General features: G+C 62.9%; 20 protein-coding genes and 2 pseudogenes. 16 read left to right on the top strand and 6 right to left on the bottom strand.

Translation table 11 applies throughout. The features are described from left to right. Positions 1-58: 58 nt before the first annotated feature. From ELQ88_RS15295 to glcC, 4 genes are all read right to left on the bottom strand, one after another. Positions 59-1,249 carry a CaiB/BaiF CoA-transferase family protein gene (locus ELQ88_RS15295; protein WP_138966063.1) on the bottom strand — a complete coding sequence of 397 codons (1,191 nt, stop codon included), beginning with the start codon at positions 1,247-1,249 and terminating at the stop codon, positions 59-61. 22 nt (positions 1,250-1,271) lie between these two features. Further along, positions 1,272-2,201 carry a hydroxymethylglutaryl-CoA lyase gene (locus ELQ88_RS15290; RefSeq protein WP_138966061.1) on the bottom strand — a complete coding sequence of 310 codons (930 nt, stop codon included), beginning with the start codon at positions 2,199-2,201 and terminating at the stop codon, positions 1,272-1,274. Positions 2,202-2,301: 100 nt separating this feature from the next. After that, a complete protein-coding gene (locus tag ELQ88_RS15285; RefSeq protein WP_138966059.1) occupies positions 2,302-3,213 on the bottom strand; it encodes a LysR family transcriptional regulator in 912 nt (303 codons plus the stop codon). Then, positions 3,213-3,980: a transcriptional regulator GlcC gene (glcC, locus tag ELQ88_RS15280; protein WP_128869849.1), complete on the bottom strand. Its 768-nt coding sequence runs from the start codon at positions 3,978-3,980 to the stop codon at positions 3,213-3,215. The genes ELQ88_RS15285 and glcC overlap by 1 nt, the downstream gene beginning before the upstream one ends. Positions 3,981-4,214: 234 nt before the next feature. On the opposite strand from glcC, the gene glcD reads away from it, so the two are divergent. From glcD to yghX, 6 genes are all read left to right on the top strand, one after another. Next, complete coding sequence (gene glcD / locus ELQ88_RS15275) at positions 4,215-5,714, top strand: glycolate oxidase subunit GlcD (RefSeq protein WP_138966057.1); 1,500 nt, start codon at positions 4,215-4,217, stop codon at positions 5,712-5,714. Continuing rightward, complete coding sequence (gene glcE / locus ELQ88_RS15270; protein WP_138966056.1) at positions 5,714-6,778, top strand: glycolate oxidase subunit GlcE; 1,065 nt, start codon at positions 5,714-5,716, stop codon at positions 6,776-6,778. Before glcD ends, glcE begins: the two co-directional genes overlap by 1 nt. A 3-nt stretch (positions 6,779-6,781) precedes the next feature. After that, positions 6,782-7,999, top strand: coding sequence for a glycolate oxidase subunit GlcF (glcF, locus tag ELQ88_RS15265; protein WP_138966054.1), 1,218 nt, complete (start codon positions 6,782-6,784; stop codon positions 7,997-7,999). Positions 8,000-8,018: 19 nt separating this feature from the next. Then, positions 8,019-8,420: a heme-binding protein gene (locus ELQ88_RS15260; protein WP_138966052.1), complete on the top strand. Its 402-nt coding sequence runs from the start codon at positions 8,019-8,021 to the stop codon at positions 8,418-8,420. A 55-nt stretch (positions 8,421-8,475) separates the two neighbouring features. Further along, positions 8,476-10,650: a malate synthase G gene (locus ELQ88_RS15255; RefSeq protein ID WP_138966050.1), complete on the top strand. Its 2,175-nt coding sequence runs from the start codon at positions 8,476-8,478 to the stop codon at positions 10,648-10,650. 992 nt (positions 10,651-11,642) lie between these two features. Then, positions 11,643-12,530 carry a YghX family hydrolase gene (gene yghX, locus ELQ88_RS15250; protein WP_138966048.1) on the top strand — a complete coding sequence of 296 codons (888 nt, stop codon included), beginning with the start codon at positions 11,643-11,645 and terminating at the stop codon, positions 12,528-12,530. A 13-nt stretch (positions 12,531-12,543) separates the two neighbouring features. Here the strand turns inward: yghX and ELQ88_RS15245 are convergent, their stop codons facing one another. Then, positions 12,544-13,698 carry a carboxylate-amine ligase gene (locus tag ELQ88_RS15245; protein ID WP_138966046.1) on the bottom strand — a complete coding sequence of 385 codons (1,155 nt, stop codon included), beginning with the start codon at positions 13,696-13,698 and terminating at the stop codon, positions 12,544-12,546. 11 nt (positions 13,699-13,709) lie between these two features. Continuing rightward, positions 13,710-13,958 carry a hypothetical protein gene (locus ELQ88_RS15240; RefSeq protein ID WP_128869842.1) on the bottom strand — a complete coding sequence of 83 codons (249 nt, stop codon included), beginning with the start codon at positions 13,956-13,958 and terminating at the stop codon, positions 13,710-13,712. A gap of 166 nt (positions 13,959-14,124) precedes the next feature. On the opposite strand from ELQ88_RS15240, the gene ELQ88_RS15235 reads away from it, so the two are divergent. The 10 genes and pseudogenes from ELQ88_RS15235 to ELQ88_RS15190 all read left to right on the top strand — a co-directional run bounded on the left by ELQ88_RS15235 (position 14,125) and on the right by ELQ88_RS15190 (position 26,342). Further along, entirely contained in the window at positions 14,125-14,364 is a 240-nt protein-coding gene (locus ELQ88_RS15235) for a hypothetical protein (protein WP_138966044.1), read from the top strand. Positions 14,365-14,616: 252 nt separating this feature from the next. After that, positions 14,617-14,856 (top strand): annotated as a pseudogene (locus ELQ88_RS15230) (sigma factor); the annotation flags it as partial. Between the two features lie 4 nt (positions 14,857-14,860). Further along, a pseudogene (locus ELQ88_RS15225) lies at positions 14,861-15,565 on the top strand (FecR domain-containing protein); the annotation flags it as partial. Positions 15,566-15,667: 102 nt separating this feature from the next. After that, positions 15,668-18,103, top strand: coding sequence for a TonB-dependent siderophore receptor (locus ELQ88_RS15220; protein ID WP_138966040.1), 2,436 nt, complete (start codon positions 15,668-15,670; stop codon positions 18,101-18,103). Between the two features lie 263 nt (positions 18,104-18,366). Next, entirely contained in the window at positions 18,367-19,743 is a 1,377-nt protein-coding gene (locus ELQ88_RS15215; protein WP_128873198.1) for a cystathionine beta-synthase, read from the top strand. Beyond that, the gene (locus ELQ88_RS15210) at positions 19,740-20,918 is read left to right on the top strand and encodes a cystathionine gamma-synthase (protein WP_138966039.1); all 1,179 of its coding nucleotides are present in this window, start codon (positions 19,740-19,742) and stop codon (positions 20,916-20,918) included. The genes ELQ88_RS15215 and ELQ88_RS15210 overlap by 4 nt, the downstream gene beginning before the upstream one ends. A gap of 206 nt (positions 20,919-21,124) precedes the next feature. Further along, positions 21,125-22,168 (top strand): TerC family protein, encoded by a 1,044-nt coding sequence (locus ELQ88_RS15205; protein WP_138966037.1) that lies wholly within the window; start codon positions 21,125-21,127, stop codon positions 22,166-22,168. 212 nt (positions 22,169-22,380) lie between these two features. Further along, a complete protein-coding gene (locus tag ELQ88_RS15200) occupies positions 22,381-23,679 on the top strand; it encodes a sialidase family protein (RefSeq protein ID WP_138966035.1) in 1,299 nt (432 codons plus the stop codon). Then, on the top strand, positions 23,676-24,278 hold the full coding sequence (locus ELQ88_RS15195) for a hypothetical protein (protein WP_138966033.1): 603 nt from the start codon (positions 23,676-23,678) through the stop codon (positions 24,276-24,278). Before ELQ88_RS15200 ends, ELQ88_RS15195 begins: the two co-directional genes overlap by 4 nt. A gap of 27 nt (positions 24,279-24,305) precedes the next feature. Next, positions 24,306-26,342 (top strand): alkaline phosphatase family protein, encoded by a 2,037-nt coding sequence (locus ELQ88_RS15190; protein ID WP_138966031.1) that lies wholly within the window; start codon positions 24,306-24,308, stop codon positions 26,340-26,342. Positions 26,343-26,418: the final 76 nt, after the last annotated feature.

The following is a 26,418-nucleotide window of genomic DNA, read 5'->3' as shown; positions in this document are numbered from 1 at the left end:
CGGCATGAATGGCAGGGATAAACCTGACGTATTGATAGATAGCCATGGCAGCGTCTCCTCAGACCTGAGCGTCGGTTTTCAGCACTCCAGCGGCACACAGCTCGGCGATATGCTCGTCGCTGTAGCCCAGTTCACGCATGACCTTGTGGGTATGCTCGCCGATGCGCGGAATCGAGCGGCGCGGTTGCAGGCGCTCACCATCCAGGGACAACGGCAGCAACGGCATGGCAGTGAAGGAGCCGTCTTCGAGTTCGAGATCGGCCAGGCCACCGCTTTGCAGCAGGTGCGGATCTTCGAACAGTTCTTCCGGGCGACGTATCGGCGCGAAAGGAATGCTGTGGGCTTCGAGCTGTACCGCCAGGGCCTGGGCGTCCAGGGTGGCGAACACTTCGGCCAGGTGCGCCAGCAACCGTGGGCGTTGCAGCACGCGGTCGTTGTTGGTGGCGAGTGTCTGGTCGTCGAGCAGTGCGGTCTGGCCCAGCAGTTTGCACAAGGCGTTCCACTGCCCTTCGCCGGTGGCGGCGACGAACATTTGCTCACCGCCGGCGAACTCGAACACGTCGTAGATCGCCCAGGCACTGATGCGGTTCGGCATCGGCGCGGCGGCCTGGCCGGTCACGGCGTACTGCTGCATGTGCTGGGCGGCGAGCAACACGCAGTTTTCGTACAGCGCGCTCTGCACCTCGCGGCCGACGCCGCTGACGTGGCGGTCGTTGAGCGCGGCAAGCACGCCGATGGCACCGAACATGCCGCCCATGATGTCGTTCACCGAGCTGCCGGCGCGCAACGGCCGGCCGACGGGACCGGTCATGTAGGCCAGGCCGGCCATCATCTGCACCACTTCGTCGAGGGCCAGGCGATTGTCATACGGCCCCTTGAGAAAGCCTTTGTGCGAGGCATAGATCAGGCGCGGGTTGCGTTGACGAATCGCCTCGTAACCGAAGCCCAGATCCTGCATGCGCCCGGGTTTGAAGTTCTCGATGAACACGTCGGCGGTGTCGATGAGCTCCAGGACGGCATCGCGTCCTTGCGCGGTGTCGACGTCGATGGCGATGCACTGCTTGTTGCGGTTGAAGGTGCGAAAGAACCCGGCACCGGCACCGAGCAGGCGGCGGGTACCGTCGCCGCGGGTCGGTTCGATCTTGATCACTTCGGCGCCGAGGTCACCGAGGATCATCCCGCAGGTCGGCCCCATCACCATGTGCGAGATTTCGACGACACGAATGCCGTCCAATGGAAGTCTGGACATTATTGTTTTCCTCGTCACAGGTTCAGGCGCGGCTGGCGGCCGGGGTGTAATTGAGCGGCAGGCCGGCGCGGGCGATGCAGCCGTACAGGGCTTCGTCGGGCAAGGCATCGCGCAGCACCTGCCGTGAGGCGATCAGGGCGGCCAGGTCGATGCCGGTGTCGTAGCCCATGCTTTGCAGCATGAACACCAGGTCTTCGGTCACGGTGTTGCCGGACGCACCGGGGGCAAACGGGCAGCCGCCCAGCCCGGCCAGGGACGCATCGAGTTCGGTGATGCCTTGCTGCACCGCCACCAGGCTGTTGGCGAGCGCCAGGCCGCGGGTGTCGTGGAAATGCGCGGCCCTGAGCTTGTCGCCGGCAATGGCGCGAATCGCCTGCAAGGTGGTCGCCACCTGGCCGGGATTGGCGTAGCCGGTGGTGTCGCCGAGGGACACCAGATCGCAACCGGCTTCAAGCACGTGGCCGGTCAACTCGCAGAGGTCGCTCAGCGGCACATCGCCCTGGCGGGTGCAGCCGAAGGCGACCGACATTCCGGCAATCAGCTGAACCCTGTGCAAGCCCATCTCGGTCCGCAACCGGCACATCCGCGCCAGCTCCTCGACCATTTCCAGCGGGGTGCGCCGGACATTGGCCAGGCTATGGGCGGCGCTGACCGAGACCGGCGCGATGATGCGGTGCGCGCCGGATTCCAGTGCGTCGCGGCAGCCGCGCAGGTTCGGCGCCAGGACCGAGACCACCAGGTCGGGGTAACTCAAGGCATGGGCCACCACTTCCCTGGCATCGGCCATTTGCGGCAACAGTCTGGCCGGCACGAAGGACGCGACTTCCATGTGGCGCACGCCGGCGGCATAGGCCGCGTCGATCCAATGGCGCTTGGCGTTGGTGGGCATGATGGCTTGCAGGCTCTGCAAACCATCGCGCATGCCGACTTCGTTGATCGTTATTGTTGTCATGAAGTTCTCTCACAGGCTGAAGCACAGGCCCAGACTAGAGAGACAGCGCGACGCTGAAAAGACGTGATTCACGGCCTGATCCATCGTCAACCGCGATGGATCAGAGCGGCGATTGGCGCGGCGGTGCACGCAACAGCAGATGGTCGAGCAATCGACGCGCCGACAGTGACAAGGCCTCACGATCGCGCACGCAGATCACAAACTCGCCCAGCGCCCAATCGTCGGTCAGGGGGATGATGCGCAGGTCGAACAGTTGCGCGTAGCGCGCCACCGCTTCCAGCGGGAACACCGCCAGTCCCAGGCCGAACTGCACCAGGCGGAACGCGGCATCGAATGACGAGACATAGGAGCGGAAACGCAGCTCCCGGCCATGCCTGGACGCGTCTTCGCGCATGAAGGTATTGAGGGTGGCGAAGGCCGACAACCCCAGATGATCGAAGTCCAGCGTCTCTTCGAAGGCAATGCGGCTGCGATCGGCCAAGGGATGACTCGCGCTCACCACGACTGCGAGGTGGTCCTGACGGTAAGGCAAAAATTCCAGGTCGCCCACGGCCATCGAGCGCCGGCAGATGCCCAGGTCGGCATTGCCCTCGGCCACCCCGCGCACGACATCGGGGCTGAAACGCTCTTCGATGTCGGCCTGGATTCGCGGGTTGTCCAGCATGAAAGCGGAGAGTTCCTCCGGCAGAAACTCCATGATTGACGAGACGTTCGCCAGGACCCGCACATGCCCGCGGGCCCCTTCGGCGTATTCGCCGAGTTCGCTGTCGAGCCGTTCCATCGCCCGGGTCAGTGACCGCGCATGCCGCAGCAACGCCAGCCCTGCCGGCGTCGGTTCGACCCCACGCTTGCTGCGCTTGAGCAACGGCGTGCCGAAGCGCGCCTCGATGTCGGAAATGCGCTTGCTGACGGCCGAGGGTGCGAGGAAGGCTCGCTCACTGGCCCGGGCGATGGTGCCTTCGTCGCAGACCAGGATGAACAGGTGCAGGGACAAGTGATCCAGGTGCTGCATCAGGTCCACCCCTCCAGCCGTAGCGTGGCCCGGACCAGCCGTTGCTCCTCGCCTTCGATTTCCTTGAGGTTGTCGCACAGGCTCTGGATATGCGCGATGGCCGCCTTGCGCGCCTGCTCCGGCATGCGCCCGGTCACAGCGTTGTAGAGTCGCGCGTGGTGGCGGTCGATCTGGCGCTTTTGCGGTTCGCGGTGGTAGAGGTTGTTGACCGAGGCAAACACCGTGTTGAGCAGCAAGTCGGTCAGCGAGCGCAAGGTCTGCACCAGCACCGGGTTGTGCGAAGCCTCGCAGATGGCCAGGTGAAACGCATGATCGAGCCGGGCATGGTCGCTCGCTTGCAGCGGATGGTTATGAGCATCGATCAATGCCTCATACGCACGAGTGATCAGGACAAAGTCGGCGTCGGTGCCGCGCAAGGCCGCCAGGCGCGCGGATTCGCCCTCGAGCAGGCTGCGCACTTCGAACAGATCATAAAGGGTGCGTGGCTGCGAGCTGAACAGGTGCATCAGCGGCGATACCCCACCGTGACCGGAAAGGTCGGCGACGAATGAGCCCTTGCCCTGTTCGGTCCGGATAATGCCGCGGGCGCGCAACAGCTTCAGCCCTTCGCGCAGTGCCGTGCGCGAGACGCCGAGTTTTTCCGTCAGGCGCCGCTCCGACGGCAATAGCTGCCCGGTCTTGAGCACCCCGTCGACGATCAGCCGTTCGATGCGCTCACAAACCACGTCCGCGACTTGCGGGTTACGACTCGTTCCTGGGTTTTCCATTAACTCTCCAACTGGTATGACCAGCTGCACAAACTTAATCAGACTCCCGCAGACACACTTATAAGCTGATGTTTTATAGAGTGTTTTTCAGACATTACGGGGAATTTCGAATAAAAAACTGGTTCGACCAGTCAAACAACGCATAGACAGTAGACCGCCTCGGGCCAATGATGCAAGTGAGCGTTATCCGCAAACAGGGTTCTAATAAAAACAACCGAGTGCCGTGAACCGCCTATGAACATCCTCTACGATGAACGCGTCGACGGTGTCTTGCCTGATGTCGACAGGGCCGCACTGATCCAGGCGCTGCAAACGCGCTTGCCGGATCTGGAAATCCTGCATCAGCGCGAAGAACTCAAGCCGTACGAATGCGACGGACTCTCTGCCTATCGCACCACGCCGATGCTGGTGGTGCTGCCACGTCACCTCGACGAGGTGCAAGGCGTGCTGCGTGTCTGCCACGAACTGCAGGTCCCGGTGGTCGCCCGCGGCGCCGGCACCGGTTTGTCCGGCGGTGCGTTGCCCCTGGAAAAGGGCGTGCTGCTGGTGATGGCGCGCTTCAACAACATCCTGCACATCGACCCTGCCGCCCGCACCGCCCGGGTCCAGCCGGGGGTGCGCAACCTGGCGATTTCCCAGGCGGCGGCACCGTTCGGCCTGTACTACGCGCCGGACCCTTCCTCGCAGATCGCCTGCTCCATCGGCGGCAACGTCGCGGAAAACGCCGGTGGCGTGCATTGCCTGAAGTACGGGCTGACCGTGCACAACCTGCTCAAGGTCGACATCCTCACCGTCGATGGCGAGCACCTGAGCCTGGGGTCGAACGCCCTCGACTCGCCGGGGTTCGATCTGCTGGCACTGTTCACCGGCTCCGAAGGCATGCTCGGGGTGATCACCGAAGTCACGGTCAAGCTGCTGCCCAAACCGCAGACCGCCAAGGTGCTGCTGGCGGCGTTCGACTCGGTAGAAAAGGCCGGGCGCGCCGTGGGTGACATCATTGCCGCCGGCATCATCCCCGGCGGCCTGGAAATGATGGACAACCTGGCCATCCGCGCCGCCGAAGACTTCATCCACGCCGGCTATCCGGTGGATGCCGAAGCCATACTGCTGTGTGAACTCGATGGCGTCGAAGCCGACGTCCACGACGACTGCGACCGCGTGCGCCAGGTGCTGGAACAGGCCGGCGCCACCGAAGTGCGCCTGGCTAAAGACGAGGCCGAACGGGTGCGCTTCTGGGCCGGGCGCAAGAATGCGTTCCCGGCGGTGGGCCGGCTCTCCCCGGATTATTACTGCATGGACGGCACCATCCCGCGTCGCGAACTGCCCGGCGTGCTGCAAGCCATTGCCGCGTTGTCAGCCGAGTACGACCTGCGGGTGGCCAACGTGTTCCATGCCGGTGACGGCAACATGCACCCGTTGATTCTGTTCGATGCCAACCAACCCGGCGAACTCGATCGCGCCGAAGCCCTGGGCGGCAAGATCCTCGAATTGTGCGTGAAAGTCGGCGGCAGCATTACCGGCGAACACGGTGTGGGTCGCGAGAAGATCAATCAGATGTGTGCGCAATTCAACAGCGATGAGCTGACCCTGTTCCATGCCGTCAAAGCCGCCTTCGATCCCAGTGGCTTGCTCAACCCCGGCAAGAACATTCCGACGCTGCACCGCTGCGCCGAGTTTGGCGCCATGCACGTGCACATGGGGCAGATGCCCTTCCCTGAACTGGAGCGTTTCTGATGCTTGGCGAACACGATATGGATGACAGCGGCACCCTGTTGGAACAAGTCAACCAGGCTTTGCAAAACGCCACGCCGCTGCGCATTCAGGGTTCCAACAGCAAGGCGTTCCTGGGGCGCATCGTCGCCGGGGAAGTGCTCGACACGCGCTCGCACCGGGGCATCGTCAGCTACGACCCGACCGAACTGGTGATCACCGTCCGCTGCGGCACACCATTGGCCGAACTCGCGCAAGTGCTGGACGCGGCGCAGCAGATGCTGCCCTGCGAACCGCCATCCTTCGGCGACGACGCCACCGTGGGGGGCATGATCGCCAGCGGGCTGTCGGGACCGCGCCGTCCCTGGTCCGGCTCGGTGCGGGACTTCGTGCTCGGCACCCGGGTCATCACCGGGCTCGGCAAGCATTTGCGATTCGGTGGCGAAGTGATGAAGAACGTCGCCGGCTACGACCTGTCGCGCCTGATGGCCGGCAGCTACGGCGCCCTGGGCGTGATCACCGAAGTCTCGCTCAAGGTCCTGCCCAAACCGCGGCAATGCTTGAGCATCAGCCTCGACATGGACAGCGATCGCGCCCTGTTGCGCCTGGCGGAATGGGGCCAGCAACCGCTGCCGATCAGCGCTGCCTGTCACGACGGCCAGCGCCTGCACCTGCGGCTCGAGGGTGGCGAAGGCTCGGTGGCGGCCGCCCATGACCGCTTGGGTGGCGAGGTGCTGGAGGCTTCTTATTGGGCGGACCTCAACGAACATCGCTTGAGTTTCTTCGACGAGGACCAGCCACTGTGGCGTCTGTCGGTGCCGCACAACACCCCTCGACTGTCCCTGCCCGGCCGGCAGCTGATCGATTGGGGCGGCGCACAGCGCTGGCTCAAATCCGATGCCGAAGCCTCGTTCATCCGCTCGATCGTCGAAGAGGTCGGCGGGCATGTGACCTGCTACAGCCACGGTCTGGTCGACAGCCCGTTCCAGCCGCTGCCGGAGGCACTGCTGCGTTACCACCGCAGCCTCAAGCGGCAACTCGATCCCCGGGGCATCTTCAACCCCGGTCGCCTGTACGCGGAGCTTTGACCCATGCAGACCACCTTGAGCGAAAAGGCCCGCCAACTGCCCCGCGCCGAAGAAGCCGAAAGCATCCTGCGCACCTGCGTGCACTGCGGTTTCTGCAATGCCACCTGCCCGACCTATCAGTTGCTCGGCGATGAACTGGATGGCCCCCGGGGGCGCATCTACCTGATCAAGCAGGTGCTGGAAGGCAACGAAGTCACCCGGAAAACCCAACAGCACCTGGATCGCTGCCTGTCCTGCCGTAACTGTGAAACCACCTGCCCTTCCGGTGTCGACTACCACAACTTGCTCGACATCGGCCGCGCGGTGGTCGATGCCGCCGTGCCGCGTTCGATCGACCAGCGTCTGTTGCGCGAAGGCTTGCGCGGCGTCGTGCCCAATCCGCGACTGTTCAAGGCGCTAGTGAGCAGCGGCCAGGTGTTCCGCGCGTTGCTGCCCACTGCTTTGCAGGCCAAGCTGCCGCGCCGCGTTTACCCGGCCAAGCCGCGCCCGGTCACCCGCCACGCCCGGCAGGTACTGATGCTCGAAGGCTGCGTGCAGCCGAGCCTGTCGCCCAATACCAACGCGGCCACCGCGCGAGTCCTGGATCGACTGGGAATCAGCGTCACCGCAACCCGCGAAGCAGGCTGCTGCGGCGCCGTGGATTATCACCTCGACGCCCAGGCCGCCGGCCTCGATCGCGCCCGGCGCAACATCGACGCCTGGTGGCCAAGCATTGAAAACGGCGCCGAAGCCATTGTGCAAACCGCCAGCGGTTGCGGCGCCTTCATCAAGGACTACGGGCACCTGCTCAGCGCCGACCCGGCCTATGCCGAGAAGGCGAAAAAGGTCAGCGCCCTGGCCAAGGACCTGGTCGAAGTGCTGCGCGACGAGCCGCTGGAAAAGCTTGGCGTGCACAGCGACCAGCGCCTGGCGTTTCATTGCCCCTGCACCTTGCAGCACGCACAGAAACTCGGTGGCGCGGTCGAGGCCATCCTGACCCGCCTGGGCTTCAACCTCACCTCCGTGCCCGACGGCCACCTGTGCTGCGGCTCCGCGGGCACCTATTCAGTGACCCAACCCGAACTGTCCCGGCAACTGCGCGACAACAAGCTCAATGCCCTGGAAAGCGGACATCCCGACGTCATCGTCACCGCCAATATCGGCTGTCAGTCGCACCTCGACGGTGCGGGCCGAACCCCGGTCAGGCACTGGATCGAACTGGTCGAAGCCGCATTGCCTTAACCCAACCCTGGAGAATTATATGAAAAGCAAAGCCGTACTGAGTCAGACCGAAGTCAGCCAGATCCTCGCTGCCGCCCGCACCGAAGCCCAGAACAACCAGTGGGCCGTGACCATCGCGATCGTCGACGACGGCGGTCACCCGCTGGCCCTCGAACGCCTCGACGGTTGCGCCCCGATCGGCGCCTACATCGCCACCGAAAAAGCCCGCACTTCGGCCCTGGGTCGGCGCGAGTCCAAAGGCTACGAAGAGATGGTCAACGGTGGACGCCACGCCTTCCTGTCAGCGCCCCTGCTGACCTCCCTGGAAGGCGGTGTGCCGATCATCGTCGACGGCCAGGTCATCGGTGCCGTCGGGGTGTCCGGGGTCAAGGCCGAGCAGGATGCGCAGGTGGCCAAGGCCGGGGCGCAATGCCTGAACTGAATTGAGCCGGGCGCTGTTCGCGCTCGATAAACAGTGTGTGATGGAGATGTAAAAAGTGACCGATTTCGTCAACTGCCAAGGCCTCAGGGTCGCGCCCGTCCTGCAACGTTTCGTTGAGGTGGACGTGCTGCCGGGCACCGGTCTGGACCCGCAGGCATTCTGGGGTGGATTCGCCGCGCTGGTGCATGAACTGGCGCCGCAAAACCGCGCGCTGCTGGCCGAACGGGATCGCCTGCAAGCCGAACTGGATACCTGGCACCGCGCCCACCCGGGACCGGTGAGCGACATGCAGGCCTATCGCGATTTCCTCAGCGGCATCGGTTACCTGCAAACGCCACCGGCTGAGGTCAAGGTCAGCACCGCCAACGTCGATACGGAAATCAGCTTGCAGGCCGGACCGCAACTGGTGGTCCCGGCCGTCAACGCGCGTTATGCACTCAATGCCGCCAATGCGCGCTGGGGATCGTTGTACGACGCACTCTATGGCACCGACGTGATTTCCCATGACTACGGCGCTGAACCCGGCCGTACCTACAATCCCGTGCGCGGCTCGAAAGTCATCGCGTTTGCCCGGGCGTTCCTCGACCAGGCTTTTCCCTTGAACAGCGGCTCCCATGCTGCGGTGACTCGTTACCTGATCGAAAACGGGACCCTGCAGGCCACCTTGAACGATGGCAGCCTGACCGGTCTGGCCGACGCCGCGCAATACATCGGCTTCCAGGGCCCGCTGGCCGACCCGGTGGCCATCCTGCTGAAAAACAATGACCTGCACGTGGAGATCCAGATCGACCGGCAAAGCGTCATCGGTCAGGCCGACACTGCCGGGGTCAAGGACCTGCTGCTGGAGGCGGCGCTCTCGACCATCATCGATTGCGAAGACTCGGTGGCGGCGGTCGACGCCGACGACAAGGTGCAGGTCTACCGCAATTGGCTGGGCCTGATGAAGGGCGACCTGCAAGAGGACCTGCAGAAAAACGGCAAGACCATCACCCGCCGGCTGAATCCGGACCGCGAGTACACCGCCGCCGACGGCGCTGCCTTGAAGCTGCACGGGCGTTCACTGCTGTTCATCCGCAACGTCGGGCACTTGATGACCAGCCCGGCGATTCTCGACCAAAGCGGGCTGGAAATTCCGGAAGGGATTCTCGACGGAGTCGTCACCAGCCTGATCGCCCTGCATGACCTGCAACGCCGCGGCAACTCCCGCACCGGCAGCGTCTACATCGTCAAGCCGAAAATGCACGGCCCAGCCGAAGTGGCCTTCGCCGAGCAGTTGTTCAGCCGCATCGAAGACCTGCTGCAGCTCGAACGCCACACCCTGAAAATGGGCATCATGGACGAAGAGCGCCGCACCAGCGTCAACCTCAAGGCCTGCATTGCCGCCGCGTCCTCACGCGTCGCCTTCATCAACACCGGCTTCCTCGATCGCACCGGTGACGAGATGCACACCGCCATGCAAGCCGGCGCGATGCTGCGCAAGGGCGACATGAAAAGCACGCCGTGGATCGAGTCCTACGAGCGTAATAACGTGCTGGTTGGCCTGGACTGCAACCTGCGTGGCCGCGCGCAGATCGGCAAAGGCATGTGGGCCATGCCGGACCGGATGGCCGACATGCTGAAACAGAAAGTCGTCCACCCGCAAGCCGGCGCCAACACCGCCTGGGTGCCTTCGCCAACCGCCGCGACCCTGCATGCGCTGCATTACCACCAGGTCAAGGTGCGCGGCGTGCAGGAGAAGCTCGAACACACCGATTTCAATGGCGTCAGCCAGTCGTTGCTGGAGGGCTTGCTCAGCGTGCCGGTAGTGACCGAGCCATCCTGGTCGGCGGACGAGATTCGCCAGGAGGTCGAAAACAACGCGCAAGGCTTGCTGGGGTATGTGGTGCGTTGGGTCGAACAAGGCATCGGCTGCTCCAAGGTTCCCGATATCCACAACGTAGGGCTGATGGAAGACCGCGCGACCCTGCGCATTTCCAGCCAGCACATGGCCAACTGGCTGCTGCACGGCGTGATCACCCGGGACCAGACTGTCGAGATCTTGCAGCGCATGGCCCGGGTCGTCGACGAACAGAACGCCGGCGATCCCCTGTACACCGCCATGGCGCCTGACTTCGAACAGTCTCTGGCGTTCCAGGCGGCGTGTGCGCTGGTGTTCGAAGGCGGCGCGCAACCCAATGGCTATACCGAACCGTTGCTGCACAAATTCCGGCAGCGGTTCAAACAGCGCTGAACCTGTGTAGGAGCCGGCTTGCTGGCGAAGGCGTCTTCATGGCCACTGCAAGGCTTGGGGCCGCCTTCGCTGGCAAGCCAGCTCCTACACGATCACCTGCGCACCGCTGAATTGCGAAAAACGCCAACCCCCGTGTAGGAGCCGGCTTGCTGGCGAAGGCATCGGCATGGCCACTGCAAGGCTTGGGGCCGCCTTCGCTGGCAAGCCAGCTCCTACACCATCAACTGCACACCGCTGGATTGTGGAAAACGCCAAACCCTGTAGGAGCCGGCTTGCCGGCGAAGGCGTCTTCATGGCCACTGCAGGGCTTGGGGCCGCCTTCGCTGGCAAGCCAGCTCCTACACGATCACCTGCGCACCGCTGAATTGCGAAAAACGCCAACCCCCGTGTAGGAGCCGGCTTGCTGGCGAAGGCATCGGCATGGCCACTGCAAGGCTTGGGGCCGCCTTCGCTGGCAAGCCAGCTCCTACACCATCAACTGCACACCGCTGGATTGTGGAAAACGCCAAACCCTGTAGGAGCCGGCTTGCCGGCGAAGGCGTCTTCATGGCCACTGCAGGGCTTGGGGCCGCCTTCGCTGGCAAGCCAGCTCCTACAGGGATCACCGGTGTACAGATGAATTGTGGAAAACGCCAACCCCCGTGTAGGAGCCGGCTTGCTGGCGAAGGCGTCGGCATGGCCGCTGCAAGGCTCGACGCCGCCTTCGCTGGCAAGCCAGCTCCTACACCATCAACTGCACACCGCTGGATTGTGAAAACCGCCACAGCGAAGACGTCTCCAGGCAACATAAATACCCGTATACGGTTCACAAAGCCCCTTCATGTATTGTTCACGGGTATTTTTACCAATCAATCCAGACCACAAGCGTTGTTCGATAACGACGATTGCCTAATCTCCACTTCAGCACTAGTTCTTGATCAACTACGCTCGATAACAATCGCTCACACCGTCGACCCGCCAGACACTCGACCCGCCCCATAGGAAGCGCACAGATGACCCGTCTCACTGCGAAAGACTTCGCCCCGGAACTGCTCGAACTGTACGACTACTACGCCCACGGCAAGATCAACCGGCGTGAGTTTCTCGATCGTGCGGCGTTGTTCACCCTGGGCGGTTTGACGGCCGGCGCCCTGCTCGCCGCGCTGAGCCCGAACTATGCGCTCGCCGAGCAGGTCGAGTTTACCGACCCGGAGATCATCGCCGAGTACGTCACCTACCCCTCGCCCAAGGGCAACGGGCAGGTCCGTGGTTATCTGGTGCGTCCGGCGAAGGCCGGCGCCAAGGTGCCGGGGGTGGTGGTCGTGCATGAAAACCGCGGGCTCAACCCGTACATCGAGGATGTCGCGCGACGCCTGGCCAAAGCCGGTTTCATCGCCCTCGCCCCCGATGGCCTGACGTCGGTCGGCGGCTATCCGGGCAACGACGACAAAGGCCGGGAGCTGCAGGCGACCGTCGACCCTGAAAAGCTCATGAACGATTTTTTCGCCGCCATCGAGTGGCTGATGAAGCACGACGCAACCACTGGCAAAGTCGGCATCACCGGGTTCTGTTACGGCGGTGGCGTGGTCAACGCCGCGGCCGTGGCCTATCCGGAACTGGCGGCTGGCGTGTCCTTTTATGGCCGCCAGGCAGAGGCCAAGGACGTCCCCCGGATCAAGGCGCCCTTGATGCTGCACTATGGCGAACTGGATGCCCGGATCAACGAAGGCTGGCCGGCCTATGAGAAGGCGTTGAAAGCCGCGGGCAAGACCTACGAAGCCTACATTTATCCGGGCGCCAACCACGGTTTCCATAACGACTCCACGCCCCGGTACGACGACGCGGCGGCGCGGTTGGCCTGGGACCGGACGCTGGGATGGTTTCGGCGGTATCTGGTTTAGGGGTGAGTTCGGTTCATGACTCACACACTGCTCGATTGATGCAGGGTTGCTCCTCCGTCTCCATCAGCAACTGATCCACCACCGCCGACAGCGCGGCTTGCACATCCCCGGTGCTCCCCACGACTCGTCGGTAGAGGCTGCGCTGTCGCTCGGCACTGGTACCGTCCCGCAGAATCCGGCGCGCCTGGGGAAACACCTCCTCCACACCCATGGCCTGCGCGGCGTCGCCAAAGATCTGCTCGGCCATGAACAACCACTGCTCGGCAGAGAAAGGCCGGTCGTAACCCTCGACGATGAAGGACGCGTGAATGCCAAATCGTTTCGCCCGCCAGCGATTTTCCTGGAGGATCCATCGCGATTGCTGTGACCAGGTTGATCCGGGGCGGCGTTGATCGATGGCCCAGGCGACCAGTAATCGAAACAGAGAGGCGATGCACAGGGCATCCTCCAGGCGCGGGCACGCATCCGTCATCCGCAGCTCCAGGGTCGGAAACCGGGTAGCCGGTCGTACCCCCCACCAGCATTCGCTGGCCTGGCGGATGGCGCCGGTGCGGATCAGCAAGGCGACGTAGGCGTCATAGGCACCTTGATCTTCGAAGTACTCGGGAACGCCCATCCTCGGCCACTCATCACAGGCCGTCTGGCGATAGCTCATGAAGCCGCTGTCGGCACCGTTCCAAAAGGGCGAGGAGCTGCTCAGCGCCAGCAACAACGGCATCCACGGCAAGACCTCGTTCATCACGCAAATGCGATCCAGATGGCCCGGCACCTCAACATGCACATGCAGACCGGATAGCAGGCTACGCCAGGCGACGTGCTGGTAGTCTTCGAACAGTTTGAGAAAGTGCATCTGCTCCGTGGCCTGTTGCGTACGCCAGTCCGCCAAAGGGTGACTGCCGGCCGTGAGCAATCCCAGACCATAGGACGCAAGTGCGAGCCGCAACTCTTGGCGAGCAGTACCCAGGTACTGTGTGGCTTGCGCCAGGCTGGTGAAGATCGGGGAAGCGACTTCGATCTGCCCCTGGAACATCTCAAGGGCAAAACACTCGCCCAGCACCGCCTTGCACGCGTCGATCGCCGCGCCGGGGGGCTTGCCGGACATGCACCGGGAATCCAGGTCGGTGATGAAGTATTCCTCTTCGATGCCAAACTTCAGGTGTCGGTTCATCCCTGCGCCCCTCAGTGATAGTCCTCGCCCGCGACCGCGCGCAGATACGCCTGATCCGCCTCGATTCGCAGGTCGCGCCACTCTTCCCAACTGACCATGCCCTGACGATCCATCTCGTCCGACTGTCGTAACAGCTCTTCATGGTAGGCATCGGGCGATTCCATGCGCAGCGCGATGTTTTCCAGCGCCCGGTGCCAGCCATCCAATGCACAAAGTCGCCGCTCCTCGGCCTGCGTCAGCAGGTTTCTGAATGAGTTCATGGCCGTGGACTTCCAGAGTGATTTTGTGAGGTTATTTTGGGAATGGAGCTATCGCCTGCGACATAGGTTCATGAAGGCCGACAAGAGGTGTAAAGGCGGCAGCAAAAATTCTCGAACTCGGCCCCGGGTGCTGCATCCAATGTGTAGGCCAACCGAGGTAAGCGCGATGAACAACGATGACCGCGACAACGACATCCAATCCCCAGCCACGTCGAACGCCCCGCCCACTGATGCATCCGGCAAGCCGGTCAATGTGGTGGAACGAGATATTGAGGACAGGGACAGCGACACCAAAGGGGTGGATGAAAGCATTACGCCCTCTTCCACTCGAACCAAGGAGCAGGACGCCGAGGAGCTCAGGAAAAAAATTGCCGAGATAGAACGCAAGGTGGCGGATGGTAACTAGCGGAGTATTCAGTAGGCGTCCACCTCGCCAGCGACGTCAGGGACGAGCTGATTGGGCCGCGACTGGCGAGGGGAACAACTAGACATTAGCTCAATATTCGTAGATGTCGCATGCGCCATGATCGCGGCCGCGGCTTTTTGTGCTTTTCAGACGAACCACCCGCCGGGGCGTTGGCAAACCCGGCGATTACAGTGATGATCCTCTCACAGGTAAGATTGAGAACGATTTACACTCGCATCTGGAAAGCCACCGGTGCAATCTCCTCCGACCAGCAAGCTGGGCTTCTTTTTCAGCGACCATCATCGCTGGCTGCTGCAGCATATCCAGCGTCGCCTGCGCAACCACGCGGACGCCGAGGACACTGCCGCCGATACGTTTTGCCAGATGCTGACAGCCCGCGTCGACCCCGACAGCATCGAACAACCTCGCGCCTACCTGTCGACCATCGCCCGCCGGTTGATCTTCGATCGGCATCGGCGGCGCAAGCTGGAGTTGGCATGCCCAGGCCTGGGCAAAATTGCAGGAGCGACTCGGTGGGTCCTTCAACACGGTGCGCGCCCTGGATCGACGCGTGCCCGGGCAGGCCGGCGAAGCGCGCCAACTGCTGTTGCAGCCCCACGGTTCGCGACGTGATGCGTTGCGTGTGATCGCCGGCCTGGGCCTGCTCGGCGGCGGTTTGTGGCTGGGCGCGCGCAGCCCGCTGGGTGACTCGCTGCTGGCGGACCTGCACACCGGGCGCGGCCAGCGTCAGGATTTCACGCTGGCCGACGGCAGCCGCCTGAGCCTGAATGCCGACAGCGCGGTGGACTTGCAATTCGACGAGCAGCAACGGCTGGTGATTCTGCGTCACGGCGAACTGATGATTCAGGTGGCGGCCGATCCCCGGCGCCCACTGCGGGTGCGCACCGCCCAGGGTGAAATACGCGCACTGGGCACGCGTTTCCTGGTGTCTCAGGAGCAGGACGCCAGTCGTGTGGTCGTGCTGCAGCATTCAGTCCAGGCCCGGTTGATCGACGGCACGACGCTGGACCTGCAAGAAGATCAGTCTGCCCTGATGAACGCCCGCCACATTACCCCCGTTGTCGGCGACCAGCGCCATCGCGCCGATTGGCTCAGCGGACGGCTGAATGTGCTGGCTGAAACCCTGCCGATACGGGTCGATCGTTACAGCCCCTGGTTGACGCTGATTCGGGCGAAATAGTCGTGCAGAAAAATTTCTTTTGAAAATCACTCTCATTCGTGTCCGGTTTTCATTTCTCGTCCCACCTATCTCCTGACACTTCCACACCATCAGGAGAATGCTGTGTTCAACCCGTGGCCCCACCCCCTTTGCATCGCCGTTGCCCTGGCAACCCTGGCAAGCCCTGCCCTGGCCCAGGACCTGTCCTTCAACCTGCCGGCCGGCCCCCTCGCCAGCACGCTGAATGCGATCGCCAGCCAAAGCGGGCATATCGTTTCACTGGAGCCTTTGCTGGTTCAGGGGAAACAGGCGCCGGCAGTGATCGGCCAGATGCCCGCCGCCGAGGCGATGCAAAGGGCACTGTCGGGCAGCGGCCTGCAGTTGCGCGTCACCGAGCAAGGCAACTTCAGCGTCGAACCGGCCACGGACAGCAACGCCGCGCTGCAACTGGGTGCCACCAACATCGTCGAACGCAGTGTCGATGCCACCACCGAAGGCTCTGGCTCCTACGCCGCACGGGCGGTGACCATCGGCAAGGGCACCCACACGCTCAAGGAAATTGCGCAGTCGGTCACCGTGATGACCCGCAAGCAGATGGACGACCAGGGCCTGACCGACCTCAAGGACGCCGCCAACCAGACCACCGGACTGGTCGGCGTCCAGGGTGTGGGCAAAGGCATGATCCTGACCTCGCGTAGCTTCCAGATCGATGACTGGCAGTACGACGGCGTGCCGATCCCGCGCAACACCTACGCGCTGGGCAACTGGGCCACCCAGGACTTGATCTTCTTTGATCGCATGGAAGTGCTGCGCGGTGCGTCCGGCTTGCTCCAGGGCACCGGCAGCCCCGGCGGTGCGATCAACCTGGTGCGCAAGCGCGGCCAGAACGCACCCACCGTGACGCTCACCGGCAAGGCCGGCTCCTGGGACCATTATGGCCTGCAACTGGACGCCGGCGGACCGCTGAACCAGACCGGCACCGTGCGTGGCCGCTTCGTCGCCGACGAAGACCAGAGCCAATCCTTCATCGACTACGAATGGAGCAAGACCCACTCGTTGTACGGCGCGCTGGACTTCGATCTGCGCGAAGACACCACCCTGGGCGTGGCCGTCAGCCGCTCCGACGGCGAGTCGCGACCGATGATCCGCGGGCTGCCCCGCTACGCTGACGGCAGCCCGCTCGACGTGCCGCGTTCGACCTACACCGGTGCGCGCTGGAACCATTCGCAGATTGATGTCACCACGGTCTACACCGATCTGGAACACCGTTTCAACGACGACTGGGCCTTCAAGGTCGGCGCGGTGCGCATGACGGAAGACAACCAGGCGAAAAACCAACGGCTGCAAACCTCCGGCGACGGCCTCAATGCCGATGGCAGCGGCGTGCAATACGCCGACTTCGTCTCGGACTTCGACGCCACCAAGATCGGTCTGGACATGAACCTCGTCGGACGCTTCGAAGCCTTGTCGATGGAGCAGGAGATCATGCTGGGCGGCAACTACTCCAAGTACACCTCGGACGACCGTTTTGCGCGGACCTTCAACAACAGCAGCGACACGATCTTCGGCATCGATCATGACCGGCCTGAAATCAGCTACGACGGCTTGCTCAATACCCCCGGTGGCCGTGCGACCCCGAGCAAATACGACATCCGGCAAAAAGGCCTGTACGGCAGCTGGCGAGTCAAGCCGATCGAGCCGCTGACCCTGGTGCTCGGCGCCCGGGTCAGCTGGTACGACTACAGTTACAAATCGGCGACCCAGGTCGCGTTCAGCGACGTCGCTATCGACGACTTGCCAAGCACCACCAACGAAACCGGGGAAGTCACGCCCTACGCCGGCATCGTCTACGACCTGAACCGCGAATGGGCGGTCTATGCCAGCTACACCGACGTGTTCGAACCCCAGACTGCACGCACCACGAGCGGCTCGGTGCTCAAGCCGGTGATCGGCAGCAACTACGAAATCGGTCTCAAGGGCGAGCTGCTGGATGGCCGGGTCAATACGTCCCTGGCGGTGTTCCGTTACGACCAGGAGAATCGAGCGGTCAACGACGTCGCCTCGGGTTTCGCCTGCGACGGCTGGTACTGCTCGACGGCCTCCGGCAAGGTTCGCAGCCAGGGCATCGAGGCCGAAATCAGCGGCGAAGTACTCGGCGGCCTGCAACTGTTCGCCGGCTACACCTACAACACCACCAAATACCTCGAAGACCCGGTCGACGAAGGCCGGGTCTTCAGCCAGTGGACGCCGAAACACATGCTGCGGGTCTGGAGCGACTATCAGTTCAGCGGCGACTGGAGCCGGGCCAGCACCGGGCTGGGTTTCACCACCCAAAGCCACACCCTGGGTTACGAACGCACGTATGAGGTGCCGGGCTACACCGTATGGAACGCCCGCCTCGGCTATCAACTGACCCCGGAGATCGGCCTGGCATTGAACGCCAACAACCTGTTCGACAAGCGCTATTACACCGCGGGGTACGACCAGCTCAATGGCAACAACAACTTTGGTGATCCGCGCAATGTCATGTTCAGCGTGAAATACACCCCCACGTTCTAACCCCGAAAACCGCTTTTCTGTAGGAGCCGGCTTGCTGGCGAAGGCGTACTCACGGCCGCCTTCGCCAGCAAGCCGGCTCCTACAGGTGACTAACGGCAAGCTCCGTGATTTCAGCGAAGAGGTGACCAATTGGCCGTGCGCGGTTGCGAGTGGGGCAATCCCGGCCTATGTTCCAAACGACGCATTTGCTTGCGACCGGCGCGCGAGAACTCGCCGCGGGTTGCTGTCCCATCCAGTGCAGATTTTTGCAGCGAGGTGACAACATGCCGAACGACTCCCGCCCCGCCGTGCTCGAACTGATTGGCAATACGCCGTTGGTGCGTATCAGCCGCTTCGATACCGGCCCGTGCACCCTGTTTCTCAAGCTTGAATCACAAAACCCCGGCGGTTCGATCAAGGATCGCATCGGGCTGGCGATGATCGATGCCGCCGAACGCGATGGCCGTCTGCAACCGGGCGGCACCATAGTCGAAGCCACCGCCGGCAACACCGGCCTGGGCCTGGCTCTGGTCGGCCGCGCCAAGGGCTACCGGGTGGTGCTGGTGGTGCCGGACAAGATGTCCACCGAGAAGGTCCTGCACCTCAAGGCCATGGGGGCCGAAGTGCACATCACCCGGTCCGACGTCGGCAAGGGCCATCCCGAGTACTACCAGGACGTTGCCGCGCGGCTGGCGCAGGACATCCCCGATGCCTTCTTCGCCGATCAGTTCAACAACCCGGCCAACCCGCTGGCCCACGAGTGCAGCACCGCGCCGGAGATCTGGGCGCAGACCCAACATGATGTGGATGCCATCGTCGTCGGCGTCGGCTCCGCCGGCACACTGACCGGATTGACCCGATTCTTCAGCCGCGTGCAGCCGGACCTGGAGATGGTACTGGCCGACCCGGTCGGCTCGGTCATGGCCGAGTACAGCCGCAGCGGCACCCTTGGCACGCCCGGCTCATGGGCGGTGGAAGGCATCGGTGAAGACTTCATTCCCTCGATTGCCGACCTGTCCAGTGTGCGCAAGGCCTATTCGATCAGCGACGAAGAAAGCTTCGATCACGCCCGCCAGTTGCTGCGCGCCGAAGGCATTCTCGGCGGCTCTTCGACCGGCACCCTGCTGGCCGCGGCGCTGCGTTACTGCCGCGAGCAAACCGAGCCGAAACGGGTGGTGAGCTTCGTCTGCGACACCGGCACCCGCTACCTGTCGAAGGTCTACAACGACCAGTGGATGAACGATCAGGGCCTGCTGCAGTACAAGCACTATGACGATCTGCGCGACCTGATCGCGCGGCGCTTCGAAGATGGCCGGGTGATCAGCGTCGGCCCGGACGACACCCTGCTCACCGCTTTCCAGCGCATGCGCCTGGCGGATGTGTCGCAACTGCCGGTGCTGGTGAACGGCCAACGGCTGGTCGGCGTGATCGACGAGTCCGACATCCTGTTCGGCATGCAGGAAGATCCCTCGCACTTTCGCATGAGCGTGGCCAGCGCGATGACGGACAAGGTGCAAACCCTGCCGCCCGGCGCCAGTCTGGCCCAGCTGCAAGCCGAGCTTGACCGCGGGCTGGTGGCGATCATCGCCGACGCGTCGGGCTTCCACGGCCTGATTACCCGGGTCGACCTGCTCAATCACTTACGGAGAGCCCTGACATGAGTCAACACGATGAACACGCTGCAACCCGCGCCTTCGCTACCCGCGTGATCCACGCCGGGCAGGTGCCGGACCCAACCACCGGGGCGCTGATGCCGCCGATCTACGCCAACTCCACCTACTTGCAACAAAGCCCCGGCGTGCACAAGGGCTTCGACTACGGGCGCTCGCACAACCCGACGCGCTTTGCCCTGGAGCGCTGCGTCGCGAACCTTGAAGGCGGTACCCAGGCCTTCGCCTTCGCCTCCGGGCTGGCGACGATTTCCACGGTGCTCGAATTGCTCGACACCGGCGCGCACATCGTCTCCGGCAACGACCTGTACGGCGGTACCTTCCGCCTGTTCGACAAGGTGCGCCGGCGCAGTGCCGGGCATCGTTTCAGCTTCGTCGACCTCTCGGACCTGGCGGCCTTCGAAGCGGCGCTGCAGGACGACACGCGCATGGTCATGGTCGAGACCCCGAGCAATCCCCTGCTGAGCCTCACTGACCTGGCGGCCATCGCGCGCATCTGCCGCGACCGCGACATCATCTGCGTGGCCGACAACACTTTCGCCAGCCCGTGGATCCAGCGCCCGCTGGAACTGGGCTTCGACATCGTGCTGCACTCGACCACCAAGTACCTGAACGGCCACTCCGACGTGATCGGCGGCATCGCCGTGGTCGGTCAGAACGCCGAACTGGCCGAGCGCCTGGGTTTCCTGCAGAACGCGGTGGGGGCTATCGCCGGGCCGTTCGATGCCTTTCTGACCCTGCGCGGGGTGAAAACCCTGGCACTGCGCATGGAGCGTCACTGCAGCAACGCACTGGAACTGGCGCAATGGCTGGAGCGGCAGCCCCAGGTGGCGCGGGTCTATTATCCGGGCCTGCCATCGCACCCGCAGCACGAACTGGCGCGGCAGCAGATGCGCGGTTTTGGTGGGATGATTTCCCTCGACCTGAACAGCGACCTGGCCGGTGCCCGGCGCTTCCTCGAAAGTGTGCAGATCTTTGCCCTGGCCGAAAGCCTGGGTGGCGTGGAAAGCCTGATCGAACACCCGGCGATCATGACCCACGCGACCATTCCTGCCGAGACCCGTGCGCAGCTGGGCATCGGCGATGCGCTGGTGCGTTTGTCGGTGGGGGTCGAGGATGTCGAAGACCTGCGGGCGGACCTGGCCCAGGCGCTGGCGCGGATTTGAGTACGACTGTCTGTTTGTCCATGACCATGAACCCGGGATGGGAATAGACGCCATGCAGGAGGCATGGCGTGCCATGACGGGCCAGTCGCCGAGGCCAACAACACTTCGAAAAAAACGAAGGGTCAGCAAAAAATAAACGATTTTTCCTGATGCAACCTGATCGATAGCATGAGCTGCACCTGCCTCGATCAGTCGGGAATAATCGCATGTCCCCCATGAACATCGGCGAACCCTGGATGTGGGCCAGCTTCATCGCCTTCATCGTCTGCATGCTGGCGCTGGACCTTTTCGTGTTCGGCGGACGCAAGGCGCATCGCGTGTCCGTCCGCGAGGCGTTGGCCTGGGTCATCGCCTGGAGCGGCCTGGCGCTGGCTTTCGCCGCCCTGCTCTGGTGGTACCTGAACGACACTTTTGGCGCGCAGGTCGCCCAGCGCAAGACCCTTGAATTCCTCACGGGCTACCTGATCGAGCAATCGCTGTCGATCGACAACATGTTCGTCTTCGTCATGATCTTCGGCTACTTCGCCGTGCCGCCGGAGTTACAGCGCCGAGTCCTGCTGTATGGCGTGCTGGGCGCCATCGTGATGCGCACCCTGATGATTTTCGCCGGGGTCTGGCTGGTGTCGCAATTCGCCTGGCTGCTGTATGTCTTCGGCGCGTTCCTGATGATCACCGGGGTCAAGATGCTGATCTTCGCCAACCAGCAGCCCGACCTGGCCAGGAACCCGTTACTGCGCTGGCTGCGACGTCATTTGCGCGTGACCGATGGCTTTCACGGCGAGCGGTTCTTCGTGCGGCTGGACGGCGTGCGCTGGGCGACGCCGATGTTTCTGGTGATGGTCCTGATCGAGGCCAGCGACCTGATATTCGCGGTCGACAGCATCCCGGCGATCCTCGCCATCACCACCGATCCCTTCATCGTGTTCACCTCCAACATCTTTGCGATCATGGGCTTGCGCGCCCTGTACTTCCTGCTCGCCGATATGGCGGAGCGCTTCCATCTGCTCAAATACGGGCTGGCGATCGTCCTGGTATTCATTGGCGGCAAGATGTTGCTCATGCCGTGGTTTCATGTGCCGATCCAATGGTCGCTGGGGCTGGTCGCCGGCATCATCCTGGCCTCGGTGCTGTTGAGCCTGTTGCGCAACCGGAAAAACCCCCAGGCGCTGGCGAAGATCAATGAACGAGATCCGGGAACGGCCAAAAGGTGCAGCAACAGCAAGAAATGGACGAAACCCAGCGATGTTTAGTCTGCGCAAACGGTGTTTCAGACTGACGGTCAAACATCGGTTAAACGCCGCAAACACTGGTCCTAGAAGGTGCCGCACGTACCGGTTTCGGCCGGGAAAAACCCTACAAATATTTGCTTACAATTCAACGGCTCGTTAAACAACGGGATGTCGACTACTAGTGATAGGTTACGGCGCTTGCCCGGGCCACGAGATGCTCTTCTGCCTTTATTATGCGCATCAAACTTCCCAGTCTTCCCGCCTTCGGTGCCTACCTTGCCCTTGCCTGCCTGTTTGCGGGCGCATGGTTCACCCATCCGGCCCCCGTTCACTCTTCCTTTGCCCTGATGAAACCGGTCATGGCGGCGGCCGATAAAGTGGCCAAGCCCATCTATACCAGCCGGTTCGCCTCGTCCGGGCTGGTGGACTTCGTGCATTCCTCGGCGGTCACCGCCTTGCCTGACGGCAGCCTGATGGCGGTCTGGTTCGCCGGCAGTCGCGAAGGCGCCTCCGACGTGCAGGTGCGCTCCGCCCGCTTCGACGCCAACTCCGGTGAATGGGGTGCGGAACAGGTCCTGGCGACGCGTGACTCGACCCAGCAGGGCACCCGCAAATACATTCGCAAGCTGGGTAACCCGGTGGTCGCACTCGCGCCGGACAATCGCCTCTGGCTGTTCTACGTGTCTGTGTCCATGGGCGGCTGGGCCGGCAGTGCGGTCAACGTGATGGTCTCGGACGACTTTGGTCGGCAGTGGTCCGAACCGCGCCAATTGATCACTTCACCCTTCCTGAATATCAGCACCCTGGTCCGCTCGGCACCGGTGTTTCATGCCGACGGCTCGATCGGCCTGCCGGTCTATCACGAGTTTCTCGGCAAGTTTGCCGAGTACCTGTATTTGAGTGCAGACGGCGATGTGATCGATAAATACCGCATCAGCCACGGTAATAACTCCCTGCAACCCGCGGTGGTTCCACTGGATGGGCAGCGCGGTGTGGCCTTGCTGCGCTACGCCGGCAACGTCCACCACCGGGTGCTGGCGACCCGCACTGAAGATGCCGGGCAAACCTGGAGCGAACCCTACCCGCTCGATCCATCGAATCCGAACTCCTCGTTGGCGGCGGTCGCGACCCCCGAACGCGGGTTGCTGGTAGCGCTCAATGACCTGCAGGAGGGGCGCTTCAAGCTGAGCCTGTACGGTACCGACGCGGAGATGGACGATTGGCGCTCGCTTCGGGACCTGGACAAATCGCCTGACCCCTTGGGTGCGCCGTTTTCACCCGAGGCCTACAAGGAAATCATCGGCCAGGAGTTTCGCGGTTCCAGTGGCGCGCTCCGCCAACCGCTCGAAGCCCAGTTCCTGAGCAACCTCGACACCCGTGTCTGCAAAAGCCAGGGCTGCGAATTCGAATATGAGTACCCCTACTTCATCCGCAGTCCCGACGGTCTGTATCACCTGGTGTATTCCTGGAACAACACCTTCATCAAACACGTGACTTTCAACGATGCCTGGCTGTCGGAGCGCGCCCCTTGATCAACCTCTGGCAAGCCCATATCAGCTTCGCAATGATCCTCTTCCTGCTGCTGCCGTCTTTTGGCTTGAGCAAGGCCTGGCGCGTCGCGCTATTGCTCGCTTTGCTGGCCGCCAGCTTCATCCCGCTGGACGGCTTGACCCTGGCCGCGTACTTGCGCAGCCACATCGATGACCTTGCGGTCACGACCCTGGTGTTCATGGCCTGGGGTTGCTTGCGTCGAATGGACTTCCTGCCGCCCGCGCAGCACGGTCAAACCAGCGTATTGGTCCTCTTTGCCGTGATGGCCCTGGCGCTGTACCCGGCCACCCTGGGCTTGAGTGACCTGGACCCGTATCGGCTCGGCTTCAGCCCGCGCCCGATGCTGGTGTTCGTCGCCGTGCTGACGATGGCCCTGTTTTACCTGCGCAGCTATCTGGCCGTCGTGATGCTGGCCGGCGCGACCCTGGCGTTCATCGCCGGCATCAAGCCCTCGCACAATTATTGGGATTACCTGGTTGATCCGCTGCTGGGCCTGTATTGCTGCCTGGCACTGCTGGTGTTGGCCGTGCGCCGGACCTTTGGCTGGCTGAACTCGCTGCGCGGCTCAGTGCGAAACTAGATTCACGAATTTTTTAGGGGAACATGGATGGGTTGGCTGCAATCGAGACGTTTACATTACTGGCTGGGCGCAATAGCCATTGCGTTTGTGCTGTTTGCACTGCTGCGGGTGGTGTTCTTCTTCGGCTTTTCCGGCTTTGACGCCAACGCGTTGAGCGCTGAACCGGCCGTGCTGGAAACCCTGGGCATCGGCTTTCGTTTCGACCTGCGCCTGGCCATCCTGGTGATGTTGCCAGTGGCGCTGCTGGCGTGGATCCCGCGCTGGAACCTCACCACCAGCCGCCTGCTGCGCCGCATCGCACGGGTGTACCTGGCCGCGATCTTCAGCGTCATGCTGCTGATCTACATCATCGATTTCGGCCATTACGCGTACCTGGGCGTGAGAATCAACGCCACCGTGCTGCGTTTTATCGAAGATGCGCAAATCTCCCGGGACATGGTCTGGCAGACCTACCCGGTGATCTGGATTTCACTGGGTTGGCTGGCGACCGTCGCCCTGGTGACCCTGGCTCTGGTGCGCCTGGAACGCGTGACCCTGGACCGCCCGCGCAAAGTCATTCACCCGCTCTCCGTCACCTGGGGCAGCGCGGTGATGGTGGTGGTGGTGTTGCTGGGCATTCTGGGCCGTGTCGAGAACATGAACCTGGAAAACCCGGTGCCGTTGCGCTGGAGCGACGCGTTCTTCTCGGGTAACAACCAGGTCGCCGCACTGGGCCTGAACCCGGTGATTTTCCTTTACGACACGGTCAAGGTCGGCCAGTCGCGCTACGACGAAGCGCAGGTGCGCCAACACTATCCCGTCATGGCCAAGTACCTGGGGGTCGCACAACCTGACCCGCAACGCCTTGATTTCGTCCGTCACCAGGCGCCGCAACCTTACAAAGTACCGGGCAACCGCCCACCGAACGTGATGTTCGTCATGCTCGAATCCCTGGGCACCAGCGCCGTCGGCGCCTATGGCAACCCGATCAATCCGACCCCGAACATCGATCGCCTGGCCACGCAGAGCTGGTTCTTCGAGCACTTCTACGTGCCGGTGACCGGGACCGCGAAAACCGTCTGGGCCAGCATCAGCGGAGTACCTGACGTCACTCGCCAGGAAACCGCGACCCGTAATCCGTTGATCACCAAACAGCACACCCTGATCAACGCCTTCACCGGTTACGAGAAGCTCTACACCATCGGCGGCAACTCCGGCTGGGCCAACATGAATGCCCTGATCCGACAGAGCATCGACGGCGTTCGCCTGTTCGAAGAGCGCGACTGGAAGTCCCCGGTGGTGGATGTCTGGGGCATTTCCGACCTCGACCTGTTCAAGGAAACCGACCAGATCCTGCAAGCGCTGCCCAAGGACAAACCGTTCTTCGCCTACGTGCAGACGGCCGGCAACCACCGCCCCTTCACCATTCCCAAGACCAATGACGGCTTCGAGGTCAAGCACCCTACCCTGGCCGAAGTCCAGGCTGCAGGATCGCGCAGTGTCGAACAGTACAACGCCGTGCGCCTGCTGGACTTCAACATCGGTCGCCTGATGGAAATCGCCAAGGCCGGCGGCTGGTACGACAACACCATTTTCGTGCTGTTTGGCGACCACAACACCCGCATCGCCCAGATCCCGTTCCTGGCCCCGGCCTACGAGCAACTGGGCCTGGAAAGCAACGCGGTGCCGATGATCATCCACGCACCGGGCCTGCTCGGCACGCGTAACGTCAAGGAAGCCGTGGGCCTGGTGGACTTGCTGCCCACCGTCGCCGGCATGGCCGGCCTCGAATTCCGCAACAGCGGCATGGGCCGCGACATCCAGCAACCTGCACCCGAGGGAGAGCGTGTGGTGCCGCTGGTATTGCGCGAAGGCACCTTCCCGTTGATTGCCGGCGTCACCCAGCACTATATGGTGCAGATGGAACACGACGGCAGCTCGCCGACGCTGCACGACCTGGCTTCAAAGACGCCGCTGGATAATGTGGCCGAGAAAAACCCTGATGAGTTCAAGCGTTTGGTGGAGTTGACTCGCGGGATGCATGAGACTTCGCGGTTGATGCTGTACCAGAACGTGCGTGAGTGATGTGTTGCACTGGCCCCCTTTCTCCAAGGGGGCCGGCCTCAGGCATTTTCAAGCTGCTCCAGCAGGTACCTAATGA

This window comes from Pseudomonas sp. MPC6, from assembly GCF_006094435.1.
In the GTDB taxonomy this organism is placed as follows: Bacteria; Pseudomonadota; Gammaproteobacteria; order Pseudomonadales; family Pseudomonadaceae; genus Aquipseudomonas.
The sequence above is the reverse complement of the archived record's forward strand: the minus strand, read 5'-3'. Positions and strand labels throughout refer to the sequence as shown.